Origin of the sequence: Paenibacillus sp. N3/727 (assembly GCF_022637315.1) — a bacterium.
In the GTDB taxonomy this organism is placed as follows: Bacteria; Bacillota; Bacilli; order Paenibacillales; family Paenibacillaceae; genus Paenibacillus_AQ; species Paenibacillus_AQ uliginis.
The window spans coordinates 1,287,542-1,300,890 of the sequence record NZ_CP093336.1 but is presented as its reverse complement, the minus strand read 5'-3'; the positions used below and the strand labels follow the sequence as shown (position 1 = coordinate 1,300,890).

Annotated in this window: 11 protein-coding genes; 4 read left to right on the top strand and 7 right to left on the bottom strand. The window is 44.2% G+C overall.

What is annotated here, in order from left to right; all coding sequences use genetic code 11:
• Window positions 1–53 precede the first annotated feature (53 nt).
• Window positions 54–233, bottom strand: coding sequence for a DUF3934 family protein (locus MNQ98_RS05775; protein WP_241932332.1), 180 nt, complete (start codon window positions 231–233; stop codon window positions 54–56).
• 216 nt (window positions 234–449) lie between these two features.
• A complete protein-coding gene (locus MNQ98_RS05770; RefSeq protein WP_241932331.1) occupies window positions 450–914 on the bottom strand; it encodes a HEAT repeat domain-containing protein in 465 nt (154 codons plus the stop codon).
• A 266-nt stretch (window positions 915–1,180) separates the two neighbouring features.
• Between MNQ98_RS05770 and MNQ98_RS05765 the strand changes: the two genes are divergently transcribed.
• Window positions 1,181–1,660: a MarR family transcriptional regulator gene (locus tag MNQ98_RS05765; RefSeq protein ID WP_241932330.1), complete on the top strand. Its 480-nt coding sequence runs from the start codon at window positions 1,181–1,183 to the stop codon at window positions 1,658–1,660.
• 53 nt (window positions 1,661–1,713) lie between these two features.
• Window positions 1,714–2,886 (top strand): MFS transporter, encoded by a 1,173-nt coding sequence (locus MNQ98_RS05760; protein ID WP_241933855.1) that lies wholly within the window; start codon window positions 1,714–1,716, stop codon window positions 2,884–2,886.
• Here MNQ98_RS05760 and MNQ98_RS05755 read toward each other — a convergent pair.
• Window positions 2,854–3,240 carry an RraA family protein gene (locus tag MNQ98_RS05755; RefSeq protein ID WP_241932329.1) on the bottom strand — a complete coding sequence of 129 codons (387 nt, stop codon included), beginning with the start codon at window positions 3,238–3,240 and terminating at the stop codon, window positions 2,854–2,856. The genes MNQ98_RS05760 and MNQ98_RS05755 overlap by 33 nt on opposite strands.
• Window positions 3,241–3,371: 131 nt before the next feature.
• Window positions 3,372–4,562: a serine hydrolase domain-containing protein gene (locus MNQ98_RS05750; RefSeq protein ID WP_241932328.1), complete on the bottom strand. Its 1,191-nt coding sequence runs from the start codon at window positions 4,560–4,562 to the stop codon at window positions 3,372–3,374.
• Between the two features lie 250 nt (window positions 4,563–4,812).
• On the opposite strand from MNQ98_RS05750, the gene MNQ98_RS05745 reads away from it, so the two are divergent.
• On the top strand, window positions 4,813–6,651 hold the full coding sequence (locus MNQ98_RS05745; RefSeq protein ID WP_241932327.1) for a helix-turn-helix transcriptional regulator: 1,839 nt from the start codon (window positions 4,813–4,815) through the stop codon (window positions 6,649–6,651).
• A gap of 163 nt (window positions 6,652–6,814) precedes the next feature.
• Here the strand turns inward: MNQ98_RS05745 and MNQ98_RS05740 are convergent, their stop codons facing one another.
• On the bottom strand, window positions 6,815–7,162 hold the full coding sequence (locus tag MNQ98_RS05740) for a hypothetical protein (protein ID WP_241932326.1): 348 nt from the start codon (window positions 7,160–7,162) through the stop codon (window positions 6,815–6,817).
• Window positions 7,163–7,293: 131 nt separating this feature from the next.
• Between MNQ98_RS05740 and MNQ98_RS05735 the strand changes: the two genes are divergently transcribed.
• Window positions 7,294–7,572 (top strand): hypothetical protein, encoded by a 279-nt coding sequence (locus tag MNQ98_RS05735; protein WP_241932325.1) that lies wholly within the window; start codon window positions 7,294–7,296, stop codon window positions 7,570–7,572.
• Between the two features lie 197 nt (window positions 7,573–7,769).
• Here MNQ98_RS05735 and MNQ98_RS05730 read toward each other — a convergent pair whose 3' ends face one another.
• Together MNQ98_RS05730 and MNQ98_RS05725 are read right to left on the bottom strand one after the other, a co-directional pair.
• On the bottom strand, window positions 7,770–8,375 hold the full coding sequence (locus tag MNQ98_RS05730; RefSeq protein ID WP_241932324.1) for a class I SAM-dependent methyltransferase: 606 nt from the start codon (window positions 8,373–8,375) through the stop codon (window positions 7,770–7,772).
• A gap of 314 nt (window positions 8,376–8,689) precedes the next feature.
• Complete coding sequence (locus tag MNQ98_RS05725) at window positions 8,690–13,027, bottom strand: DUF4855 domain-containing protein (protein ID WP_241932323.1); 4,338 nt, start codon at window positions 13,025–13,027, stop codon at window positions 8,690–8,692.
• Window positions 13,028–13,349: the final 322 nt, after the last annotated feature.

Genomic DNA, 13,349 nt, shown 5'->3' with positions numbered 1-13,349 from the left:
GTTATTTGAGCATATGGAATCAGCCTATCCTAAGTTTATACATATCAGACTGCCTATATGTCCAATTTGCTATCATCCATTTTGGAGTTTTCTGCGCTGTCCTGATTCTTCGTGTTTTTGCTCTTATACGGTTTAGGGGCGCTTTTGGATCTGTTGGCACTGGCCTGCCACCGGTTCCAGCCCTTTTTGCCTGTTCCCCTGCCTGTTCCGCCCTTACCCTTAGCTTTACTCACATAATCACTCCGTTATATTGTAACTTCAATGTTATTTAGTATTAATCAGTATACCGGGTATACCCACATAAATACGTAATTATCATTTTTTCCAGTATACCAGCTAAATCTGTAATTGTCTGATTTGAATTTAAATTTTTGGAACAAGGCCAGCTCTTCCAACGACTCAGATCAATAAAAAAGGCAGCTCCCCCTTGTGAGGAACCACCTACCGTGTCATACCCCTTTTTGCTGGCTTGTCCGAAGTGACGCCCATTTGTCTTCTAGCCACTTATCGAATTCTTCGCCCTTGTCGCCCTCGTACGTATCGTACACATCAATTCTCATTTTTTTCAATTTCTCTTTGAACTCTTCATAGCTATGTCCAGCCGGAAGGCTTTTCTTGATTCGGACGAGCATTTTCGTAAGTCCCTTAACCAATTCTTCTTGTCTTCTTGGAGGCATTTGAACATCTTCGCCCACTTCTTTCAGCTGTTGATAAGCAGCCTGCTGAACTTTATAGACCGGATCATTCATCATGCGATGCTTCAGCACATCCAGCGCTTGCGGATTGTCGATCTTGCCCAATTCTTCGACCGCTTTCAGACGCTCCCGCCAATCTGCTGTCCGGTTGGCCGCTGCTTTCAATTCCTTATAGCTGTTTTCGTATTTTTCACCCTGTACTTGTTGTTCCGTATCCAAAACACTTCATTCCCTTCGTTAATAGCTCTGCGAAATATCTTATATGACCCGGGATTCCGGCTCGATCCTTTACCGATCATTATGAATACAAGCATGATGAAATATACAACATTACCGGGGAGAAGTACAGGATATTCTATACTTTTTTGCTTTGGCCCGATTATTTGACAATCGATAGGCGTAACATATAAAATCAAAATTGTTTACTGGTAAACTATTTTCTAAGATAATCAATACAAATATGTTTGAAAGAAGGCGCTGTCGTAATGAATCACAATCTTACAAAACACGAAATATATCATAATTACTTACATTTTTTACATCTCAACGAACAGAAAGCGGATCGTGATATACAGATGTTTTATAAACAGGCCGCGCAAGAGGAACTGCCGTATCTGCCTACAAATATGACAAGTCTGCATGTTATTGCATGTATCGGCGAACATCAACCCATCAATAATATTGCCATTGCCAAGAAGATGAATCTATCGAAAGCGAATATTACGAAAATCAGCACGAAGCTGATAAAGGAAGGCCTTATTACCCGCTTTCAATCCCCTGATAACAAGAAAGAGATATATTTTGAGTTAACGTCCAAAGGGCATTCCTTATTCGAATTGCATGAAAAAATTCATAAGCAAAAAGAAAAAGAATTCTATGCGTTTATCGATACATTTTCGCAATCGGAACAAAAAGTGATCCTGAAATTTTTGCAGGATATGACTCATCGAATAACAGAGAATTGAAACTCTTGTTATGGATCTTCATTTAATTTTGAAATCAAGATGGGATGGTTATGATGAATCGCTTGAAATCAAACTCTTATTTTATCCTATATTTGGTATGTATCAGTGCTTTTATCGCTTCTTTGAATCAAAACATCTATTCTCCGATCATCCCTTTGATTAGGGATTCTTTCCATGTTTCCGTAACCATGGTAAACCTGTCGGTATCCATTTTCATCTTTATTACAGCCGTGATGCAAATTATCTTTGGATCGCTCCTTGATTTTAAAGGAACCCGGTCCGTTCTTATTTCCAGTATCCTGCTAACCGTTGCCGCCAGTATTGCTTGTGCCATTACAAGAAATTTCACCGTATTTTTTATTTCGAGGATATTGCAAGCGGTTGGGACGGCGGCGATCCCGCTTATTGCGGCAACGACAATCGGTCGGCTATTCCAAGGAAATCAACGGGGAAGCGCGATGGGAACTTATCAGATGTTATTATCCGTCGCTCCGGCAGCCGCACCCGTACTAGGCGGCTTCATCGGCGAGCGGTATGGTTATCCCGGCGTGTTCTGGTTTCTTGTAGGAGTTTCCGTCATTTTGCTGCTTATCAATTGGTTGTTCTTCCCTGAAGACGATATCGATTGCAATCAGGCTGTAAGCCTAAAAACTCTGGCGCTTCACTACACATCCATATTTAAAAATAAAGTCGGAAGCTCCGTTCTTCTTTTAAGTTTTTGCATATTCTTTCTCTATTTTTCGATTATGGTGTATTTGCCCGTTTTGTTAGCGGATCACTATCATTTGAGTTTAAAAATCGTAGGACTTCTTTATTTGCCCATGGCTTTAAGTTTAATCCTCGGAAGTATCGCATATAAGTTTCTCCAAGCTAAAATTTCGTTCAGAAAATTATTAGCATTTGGAAATATATTGGCGTCTTCCAGCATCCTTTTATTTGCCGTGGCTCACTTGTATACTTTAGCGGGCACGTCTGTCATTTTGGCTCTTCATGGGATGGCTGTAGGCATGCTGACCCCTCTATTTGCCACTAGAATAACGAATGAATTTGAGCATAACCGTGGAAGCGCGGTAGGGATGTTTAACTTCATCAGATATATGGGAATGGCTGGGGGGCCGGTGCTTTCCGGGCTGTTATTAAATGTTGCTCCCTCTGCGCTTGTATTTGGAGCGTTTGGCATATTGTTTGCTCTATTAAGCTATATCATGTTTATAAGGATTAAATGATCGAGGGCAGCCTGCTTCATCGATCCCTGCCAGCAGCCCCTCCACTGTCTTTCCCGCTGTGCTGCGTGCCGCCGGTATAACCATGCTGCACTCATTGCCGTCCATATAAACGGACGCCTCCAATAGTCTGGCTTCATCTTCCTTCGGGATGACCATGAAACCGTGCTTATCGGCATGAATAAGTTGGCCGGGCTGAACTTTGCAGCCAAATACTTCAACCTCGATCCCCCATCGAACCAGTGTGCTGTAAGCATGACCGACGCATGTTCTCTGGGCAATGGCTTTGAAGCTGGCGTTGTTCATTTCATCGGTGTCAAGGGAACGCTGCCCACATATTTGCGATACGCGCTCCACGCATACGGATTATTGTTCGGGCGAGCCGGATGCACAAAAAGGCCGACTGTCAGAGGCAGCCGGCCTTGTTCTATTTCTCTCCTTGCGTTCGTCTCGTAAATCGGCATGGCTATTGTTAATGATGGTTATATCTACTTCTTGTGCAATCCCAGGCCAGCCATGTATACCTCATTAAAATATTCCTCACCGCTCATAGAATCCGTGTATGAATTGAGGTTTACCACCACGACGCGCTTTCCGTCACGGGAAGCTCTGACGCCATTTGCCGATCCGAAGATACTGCCGCTATGCCCCCATACCAGTTCACCATTTGGCATTTTTATCTGATAAACACCAAGACCAAAGTAAGGCATTTCTTCAAAGTCGGACTTTACAGGTGTAAACATCTGCTCCATCTGCTCCTGCTTCAACAGTTTCCCGCTGAACAAAGCAGAGAAGAACGTACTTAAATCCTTACCCGTGGAGATCATCTCTCCAGCGGCTCCTCCAATGGACGGGTTCAAATCCGTTACGTCAAATCTATCTTTATTATAATAAAAATATGCCCGGGAATGATTCGCTCCTGGCACAATAAGATTTGCACCTGGTACGAACGTGTTATTCAGCTTCAGCGGCTCAATAATACGTGTCTCCATTTCCTGTGCATAAGTATTTCCCGTAACTTTCTCAATAATGATGCCAAGCAGAACATAATTGGTATTGGTATACATCAGGCCCTTACCGGGTGCAAACAGCGGCTTTTGAGCCAGCCCTTTTTTTACAAGCTGCTCCGCTGTATACGTCACATTTGCGCGCTTCAGTATATCCGATCCTGTGCCATCAAACAGGTCGACAGTATATTCCGCTAATCCGCTTGTATGGTTCAACAGCTGCCGAATCGTCACCTTTTTTCCGTCATACCCATTGCCCTGAACTAACCCAGGAACCCATTTTTCAACAGGATCGTCCAGATCAAGCTTGTTTTCACCTGCCAATTGCAGAACAACCGTCGCAGTAAATGTCTTGGTTAAACTTCCGATCCGATAGCGATAATCCGGATCCATCTTGCGTCCGGTCGTAATATCAGCGATGCCGGATGCATAGCCTTGATATTTGCCATGATCATATACATAGGCGATGGCGCCATGTATGTCCGTTTTGAGAAGCTTGTCTAGTTCCTTCTGAACTTTGAGGTTTTTTTGTTTCTGTGTTGAATGAACAGCAGGCGATTGCACTTCTCCTGCTTTGTTTGAGCTTGCATTCACGTTTTCGGCTGTCTGAATCACCATAACTCCTGCCAACAAAGCTGCACAGCTTAACAATCCTATTTTTTTCACATGCATAGTGCCCACTCCTTCAAAGTAAGTAATGGCAGCGCAAGTAGACTAAAATTTGAACATTCAGCCTCAAGCATGCACATCCAGCCATTACAATAATTGAAGAATTCTCATAAACACCAGTGACGATATGTCACTAGTTCGTACCTTGACGTCATATGACAAAAACTCACTAGTCAAAATGACATTTTCCCCCTACACTAGTGGGATATGGATTTATACAGCTCATCGAACCGGTTTAGAAAGGGGTTCAATCATGCACCAAATAACGAGACATTGGCAGTGGTATCATTGGATTTTATTGACTCTACGTGTCATGTGGTTGAGTCATATCGTTATTATCGTTTGGCGTCAACCGGAACTATTTACATCACCGATAAGCGTGATTCTTACATTATCCGTTGTGGTGTTTGTCATCCCTTTCCTGCTACAACCATTGAATCACACATGGTATTTGCTAGCTGAGATCGGACTTGCAGGTTTGTTCAGCATTTTTTTGGCTCAGCAAACGGCGGAGCTCTCTTGGCAATTTATTATATTTGCTTGCATGATCGGTTTTTTTAGCCTTAGCCGAACTTATCTTTGGATAGCTCTTTCAAGTGTCCTGATCATTTCTGTTTCTATTGGCTGGGCAGCTGACAAACTTCAGTATGAGACATGGATTACGTACATGTTGAATCATGGACTATCCTTTGCACTTGGGTATGGATGGCAGCTATTCGTACTAACTCAGCAGCAGAATGAGATCATCCAGGAACAAAGACGCGTGCTGGAACAGCATTTAACAAAAATTGAACAACTAACGATTATGGAGGAGCGTAATCGACTGTCCCGTGAACTGCATGATACAATAGGACATACACTCACCTCGATTATTGTTGGCATCGAGTCGATGCGTCCATCATGTCCCCAGGCTTTGGATGCACGCTTGGAAACCATCGTGAATCTGGCACGTCGTGGGTTGGATAATATCCGCAAACAATTGCATCATCTCTCACAGCCTCAATCCCCCCTCTTATTGACAGAATCGCTACAGCAGCTTGTTGAGGAATTTACCAAATCAACCGGTGTAACCGTGCACTTCCGCATATTTGGACATGAGGCTAAGGTCAGCAAGCGGTTCAGCTTCTGTCTGCATCGCTGTCTTCAAGAAGCACTGACTAATGCCGTACGTCACGGTAAAGCCAACACGCTTAGCATTCATTTGTTCTTTGATGAGCATGAGCTTCGCTTACAAATCGAGGATAACGGAGTTGGCATCGAGCATGTCAATTTCGGATTTGGGCTGTCCGGAATGAAGGAGCGACTAATGGAACTGTCAGGACAAATGTCTATCCATTCCACTCCTGACGTAGGCACTTTAATCGTATGTTCCCTTCCGCTTAAAAGGGAATTAAATAAAGAAATCAGCATCATGCTTGTTGACGATCAACCCGTCATAACCGAAAGCCTGCAACGCATTCTTGAACAGCAGCAAGGTTTTACGATCGTCGGTACAGCTGCACAAGGACATGACGCACTTGAACAATGTGCGGTACATCGTCCAGATATCGTGCTTATGGATGTACAGATGCCCGGCATGAACGGGATCGAAGCTCTGCGACAGATCAAGCAGCAATGGCCGGAAATACGGGTCATTATGCTCACGACCTTCGAAGATATGGAGCAGGCAGCCCTCTCGCTCCAGCTGGGTGCAGAAGGGTATTTGCTAAAATCGATCCGTCCTCAGGAATTAGCCGAAGCCATCAAAGTCATCAGTAATGGAGGGACATGGATCGATCAAGGCATTGCCATTCAAGTGTTTAAGGAGATGAGACAACAGCGGGAGCTGCTAAACAGCAGTCTGGTCCGTAGCGAGCAAGAGCACCCCTATGGATTAACAAAGCGTGAGCTCGATATACTTCTTCACATGGCAAACGGATTACGTTACAAGTCCATCGCGGGCAAGATGTTTCTATCCGAGGGTACCATCCGTAACTACTGCTCCAGCCTTTACTCGAAACTTGGCGTCAGCAATCGCGAGGACGCCATTGCCAAAGCAAGGCAAGAAAGATTGTTCGAAGCCGGCGGGGCGTCCAATCTTGTGTTGAAGTAGAAAGCTTATGCCGGGACCGTTCCACTGCCATTGGGCGGTCTCTGGCAGATCGGCCTTGATATAGCCGGGGAGACAGCGATCCAAAGCTGGGGTTAAAGTACAACGGAAATTAAATAAGCTGACTCCAGTTGAATACAGGAATCAGCTTGAAGACTGATAAACATTACTTTTTATCCACATGCAGTAGGGACACACTTTTGATTGAGAACGTATCTTTAATCTTTTCCCCGGAGATGACATTAAGTGTGATCAGGCTAGCAATCTTAGAGGGATCCGGCTTAGAAAGCATGCGCCACACCTCGGGATCAGGGAGCGCTTCATACAGCTTGTTATCATCGTATTCCTTCCGCTCTTGAAGAACAATCTTCGCTTTGTAGCTCCCAGCCTCCAATTCGGTTATGTCCTGCTCCTTGCAATGGTCGATGATCTCACTCCGTAATTCAGTTAATTCCTGCTCTATCTCTTTCTGCTGTTGCTTTAGCTTATAGTATCGCTTCAGTTTACTGTCCATATTGCTCACGCTCCTCTTCATATCATATGTATGCAAAAGAGTGCGAATATAGGATTCGGCAGCTGCATGATTTTTGCGGTCCGGGGCACACTGAAACGGTATGTTAAGTACCCATTCGGGAGGCTTCGTCTATGAACCGGTTTGAGAAGGAAGAACGAGCGGAATATACGGATCTATCTACTGTCGAATCCCAACGCAACGACCTGATTCCCGAGGAATTTCCCGAAGGGCCATATGGAGCTGATCTACGGAGTGAATCGTTAGGCAAAAGCAGTCCGTGGCGCAAGGATCAGCGGCCACCCAATCCCTTTGATTATGAGGACCGTAATCTGCATATGGGCATCAAGCGGGATTTTTCCGGTGCGGACGAAACCATCCAGGCTGATCCGGGGCAAGAGAAACCTGAGTAAGGCAACCGCAACCAACCGTCATTTTTTGGCCTTGGCCAGCATGCTTCAGAGGGTAAAAAAAACATCGGCGTCCTGTAAGGGAATGCCGATGTTTTTTGGCTTCGATCTACTTACCGCTGCAGCGCATTGAGGATGTCATCCTTCACCCCCGGGAATGTGATCTCATTCCCTTTATCGGATTCAATCAGGATTATGTCCTAACTCTTTTTCTTCAAAAGATGAATATACCATTTCAATCCGGCGTTATGGTTAAACAAGCTCACTTTGTCCACTACATCAAACAGTCCGCACTGCTCCATCTCTTCGATTTTATATTCTACCATTGCATAGTCCGGATCTAGAGTGTTTTTGTGAGAATATAAGGAAGATATTATTACGCCATCAGGAGTCAGGTAACGCGAGTATTCTAACAGTTTGCTGGGCGTGTTCGGTACGTATTGTAATGATTCATTAAAAATAATGACATCGTATCGCTTTGTAGGAACATATTGATTAATGTCCCCACTATGGAAAATGCGCTTAGATGTTTTACTCGACGCTATTTTGATAGCTTCCTCTGAGAGGTCCACACCTGTATAGACATCCTTCTCGCTGTCCAAAAGCATATCGTACAATATACCGGTGCCGCACCCCATATCCAAAATGCCCTCATCTGCAACAAACTTTCTTATGTACCCGTAGACAATCGAATATCTGGCATATTCCGTGATATCCGATAAATAACTCCACATATTAGATCTGTACTCTTCGTCCCATTGCTGCTGACTGCTCTCGATATAATCCTGAATTTTCGCATTTCCCATTTTCGATTCCTCCTACAATTTAATTAATGTGCGGCAAAGAAAGCATTAAGAGGAAATAACATGGTGTTGTGTTTTTCTTCTTTATAATAGTGTTGCAGTTATTTTATGTCAATAAATTTCCAGCATATGGGTCCCAGGTCATATTAAGCCCATCTAACATGATCATTTCTTCAGAAACAAAAAAATCACACATTGAAAAAAATTCCACCAAATAAATGGACTTTTTCAATGTGTGAATTCGTTTCAAATGACGCCGATTGAATACAAACCCAAGGATCTGACACTCGATCGGCTTGCCTTATGCATTTAAACTATTATTCAGTTACATAATTCAATAACCGATACAGAAACACGGCTGTTTCAGCACGGGTGGTATTGTCGCGCGGATGGATCATATATCCATCACCTTGAATCAGACCCTGCTCAATCATGCCCGCAATACTGCCTTCCGCATAAGCGGATATGCTTTTGGCATCCTTAAAGCCGTCGAGCGCTGTCAGGTCTCCCGCGATCTCTGTTGCTTTTGCTGCCTTCAAGGCCCGGACAGCCATCACCATCATATCTTGTCGTGTTATTTTTGCTTTCGGGTCTAATCGCTCCCCATCGACACCGGTAACGATGTCCAGCTGCTTCGCGATGGATACAGCATCGTAATAATAATCCTGCGGTTTAACATCTGTAAATGTATCGCTTGCTTCCGCCTTTAAATCAAGTGCTCTGATGAGCATCAGAATAAAATCTGCTCTGCTCACTTGCTCACCGGGGCTGAATATGTCAGCCGATGTTCCCTTCACAATCCCCAATGCAGTCAATTGATCAATGGCTTCCTTAGCCCATAAATGATTGTCGAGATCCGTAAATTGGGATACAGGTTGATCATAATATACCGCATATGTGCCTGTACGGTCCGTTTGGAAGCGGATGAGCTTGTCGGAAGCTGAATATATCGCTCCCTTCATAGCTGATGCTGCACCTTGATCGTTAATCGACAATATACCGATTCTAGTCCCGATCTCTTTGCCAGCAACTAAATACGGAACAGTGACGGTGATTGGAGCCTTCTCGTTCTTCCACTGAATCAGCTTACCATCCAGCTTAGCCTCCAAATGAATAATAGGTCTATTGCCTATTTGAGCTTGTGCTTCTGGGCTTATTGTTTTTCCATCCTTATCACCAACAACAAAACGAAGCTGCTTGCCAAGCCCTTCTGATTTTGCCAGCATCTGTCCGGAAAGTACGATTGATGCTTTCGGGGTAATCACTTCAATAAGCAGATTAGGATACTCAGACAAGAATGTTGCAGGAAGATCCAGCGCATATTTCGCTGCTTCCCCATTCTTCTTAATCTCTATACTTAATTTCTGCTTACCAGCTTGATCAGCCTTTGCTTGGGCTAGCGCCTTCCGTATTTCTTGCTCACTCAAAACACCAATTGCCGTTCTTCCATCGGAATCGAGTTTGGAGCTGAGTACTGCTTTCATCGAACCATTCGGTTGAGGCTGGAATCCATCGGGAGTTGGAACCGGAGCTCCGCCACTTCCACCGCTGTTTCCTCCACCGTTTCCTCCGCTACCACCACCCCCATTGTTGCCTTCATTACCATTGCCTTCACCAGGGTTTACTTTCTTATATTCAAAGGTAACTTTTTCAGGCACACTCATCTCGTCTGTTGACAGATATGCTTCGTAGGTTCCCTCTATTCCAGTCTTGAGTGTGAATGCGAATTGGAAGCTTCCCGCTTCTGTACTTGTCGTTTGACCTTCGTAATCCACTTTGCCTTTCGGATTAAGCACTTTCAATTGAACCTTTTCAAGGCCGCCATTCATGATTAACCCATCTATCGTTACTTTTTTCGATGCTGCGTCCACTGCCGCTTTCAAGCCTTCAATCGCTTTGATCTCCTCGACTCCGGAGAGATTATATACACCAAATTCATAGAAGGAATATCCATAATCCGTCGCTCTTTCAATTCCTTGAAATTTAATGTATCTAGCCTTTACTGGATCAAATTGAACCGTTTCTTTTCCATCATGCGCTGTAATGATTCCATCATTCTCACTCACGGCATTTGTCCAGTTCTGCTTATCATCCGATACAAGTAATTTATATGTTTTTGCGCGAGCATACTCCCAATCGATTCTTACCGTATCCATCTCCTTCACTTCACCGAGATCGATCTGGAACCACGAATTGTTAATATAATCACTCGCCCATCTTGTAGCAGCGAATCCATCCACTGCCTTTGCAGGTGCATAATTCGGATTGGCGCCTTCTATCGATGATGCTTCCACCGCTTTATTTGCAGCTTCATTCCCAATCAGATAATAGACACCTTCCTTCAGCGTGCTGTAAGCGCTATCAGAAATGATATGATCTTTCTTCAACAGTTCCAGCTTTGCATTAAATCCTTTGAGATATTTGACAGCCTTAACTGCATCCGCGCCTTCATAGCGTTTCATCATATCCAAATAATTGTTCAAAGAACGAGCCGCTTCAGCATTCGTGAATTGCTGCTTCTCCTCGAAGCGGTTAACTAACGTTTTCAAACCGTCAGCATTCGTGGATGCTTCGATGACATAAGAGGTTTTCTTCGATTTTCCCGCTGCTACGGTTATGATCAGCTCGTGTTTACCCGGCTTGCCTGCCAGATCAATGACCGTTCCTTCGGTGTAAGGTTTGCCATCAAACGTTGCAGTCACTTTAGTCAATCCGCTTCCATCATCATTTTGGACTTCCCATGTGAATTGAACCGGCTCCGTATCCGGTATGACGGCTCCGCTTTGAAGCGCTTTTCCGTTCATTTGTACTACAGCCTCTGGTGGAGCGGCATTGTTTTTTTCATAGGTTCCATTCACGAATTGATAAAGCCATTCATACAAAATACGTGTTGAAGGATCCGTACTAACAGCTGTATTGAAAATAGCATTATTCCCTTGGTAGTAGGCTTTAAAACCCTTTTGCATAAGCCCCGTTTCTACACCACTGTTCAAATAATCAATAAACCGTTCACGAAATACAGCATCTGTAAGCATCCGATCATCAAACTCCAGTTCATTGCTCATCCCATACTGCTTCGCTATGTTCGCGGCGTCTTCCAAACGGTCATAACCCAGTTCTTCAAAGAAATAGTTAGGCTGGAAGGCTACGGCATCGAACCCGACATCCTTCCACATGTAGCTTTTGTACGCCAGGGAGTGCGGTATCCAGAAAAACTTTAGATTTTTGTTATGAACTTTTACACTTGTCGATTGAAGCAGATCTGGACCTTTCTCACTTGTACTGATTTGTTCTGCCAGCCAGTACATTCCCACAAGCTCAAGATTGGAATAATTCGCTGCTCCCCATCTTTCTTCCACTTGATCTAACCACCATTGAATCGCTTCCTCCCGGTTTGCAAGCGCTTTCCCTTCTCCAACATCTGAAACATTAAAGTTTAAAGCTTCACCATCTATAACTCCGAAATCCCTTACATACTCACCTGGATCTGGAATCATCAAAACAACCTTTTCTTTAAAATCTGGCTGATCGAGCTTGGCTCCGACTTCCTTTGTTGCTTCATTTAATTGCTGCATATCGCCTGCTTCGGCAAAGGTCTTATCCAGATACCACTGCCATTCTTTCAGAGTGGCTCCCGTGCTTGGGCTGAATCCCCCGTCAAATGCCAGGCCATTCGGTGCAGCAAGACCGAGATAAAGAACACCGTCAAAGAGCCAATCCACCGGTTCCCCTGACTGATCTACATAACTGATGTTAGGAATAATCCGTTCCTTCTTCCACGTTCCCAAATCATTCGGATAATGCCCGTTATACAGCAAATTAAGATTGTGAATGCCTGCTGTGGCTTCACCCGGTTCTAAAAAAGCAGGTTGCTCAGACGGAACCGTCACCGCTCCTTCAAGCTTCCCGTCAGCACCCATTATTTCAATTTCATCAATGAAACTCCACGCCCTGGTATGCATCGAAAAGGTTACCTTTACATAACGGGCATAGGCCATGCTCGCATCCAAATTTCCGCTTCGAATTCCGTCTGTGGCCCCATCCCACTCATACACCTCTTCTCTTGGTGGTCCGTCCCCCCAAAGAAGCTGAGTGGCGTTGTGTGAAAGCGTTCCCCAATTTTCCTTGTCGTCAGAGACGTACATCGAGACCGTCAACGGAACCAACATAGAGTTGGTAGGCCAATCTTGCATAAACCGGGCTTTAATGTTCGAAATAGACTTTGGCTCGCCCAAGTCGAACACGACTTCGCGTGTCTTCTTCTTCACATGCCCTACCCATGCCGGATCCGACATGTTCAGTTCACCATATTTGCCATCAGTCAGCTTATTGCTATCGTCGGGATACGCGGCTTCGGGTGCTTCAGACCATTCATAATTAAGCCCTAGAGCAAGATTATGAATCTCTGACTGTAACCCATACACTGCGGGGACCACCCCTTCTACACCCTGCGCCGGTGCCAGATCTTCCGGTTGGACTGTAGGATCTAGTACTTCATCTGGATTTGTCGCGTCGATCTCACTTGGTTGGTCTGGCAGAACCTGCTCTTCCGTTGGCGTTGGCGGATTTCCCTCCTCCGCTTGCACTGCCGGAACAAGTGTCAACAATAAGCTCATAATCATTACAATTGTTGCCCATTTTTTATACCATGTCATAAACGCCCACTTCCTTTCTATTCTTTATGATGTAACAAGCTTAATCCGATGATCTTTCATCCTTTCCACATATTATTTTTGAAACTTTAGACGTGGCTTTACAGTAACATTAAGAAACTTATCTCTTGTTTTAAAGAGATAAGTTATTACTTTTCATATACATTTGTTTACCTGTCCCTCAAAGACGACAGCTTGAGTTAAGAATTTGTTTAGCAAATGAGTAATTAAACCTAGAAAATAGGACGTATCAATTTAATGAGATTAGGCATAATTTCTGTTTGGAGGTGCAATCATTATGGAATTTAGTTTTGGCGTCATGTTT

Excerpts from the sequence above, each read along its gene's own strand:
- MNQ98_RS05765 (WP_241932330.1), top strand. The coding sequence starts at position 1,181 with ATGAATCACAATCTTACAAAACACGAAATATATCATAATTACTTACAT.
- MNQ98_RS05760 (WP_241933855.1), top strand. The coding sequence starts at position 1,714 with ATGAATCGCTTGAAATCAAACTCTTATTTTATCCTATATTTGGTATGT.
- MNQ98_RS05750 (WP_241932328.1), bottom strand. The coding sequence starts at position 4,562 with ATGCATGTGAAAAAAATAGGATTGTTAAGCTGTGCAGCTTTGTTGGCA.
- MNQ98_RS05745 (WP_241932327.1), top strand. The coding sequence starts at position 4,813 with ATGCACCAAATAACGAGACATTGGCAGTGGTATCATTGGATTTTATTG.
- MNQ98_RS05740 (WP_241932326.1), bottom strand. The coding sequence starts at position 7,162 with ATGGACAGTAAACTGAAGCGATACTATAAGCTAAAGCAACAGCAGAAA.
- MNQ98_RS05735 (WP_241932325.1), top strand. The coding sequence starts at position 7,294 with ATGAACCGGTTTGAGAAGGAAGAACGAGCGGAATATACGGATCTATCT.
- MNQ98_RS05730 (WP_241932324.1), bottom strand. The coding sequence starts at position 8,375 with ATGGGAAATGCGAAAATTCAGGATTATATCGAGAGCAGTCAGCAGCAA.
- MNQ98_RS05725 (WP_241932323.1), bottom strand. The coding sequence starts at position 13,027 with ATGACATGGTATAAAAAATGGGCAACAATTGTAATGATTATGAGCTTA.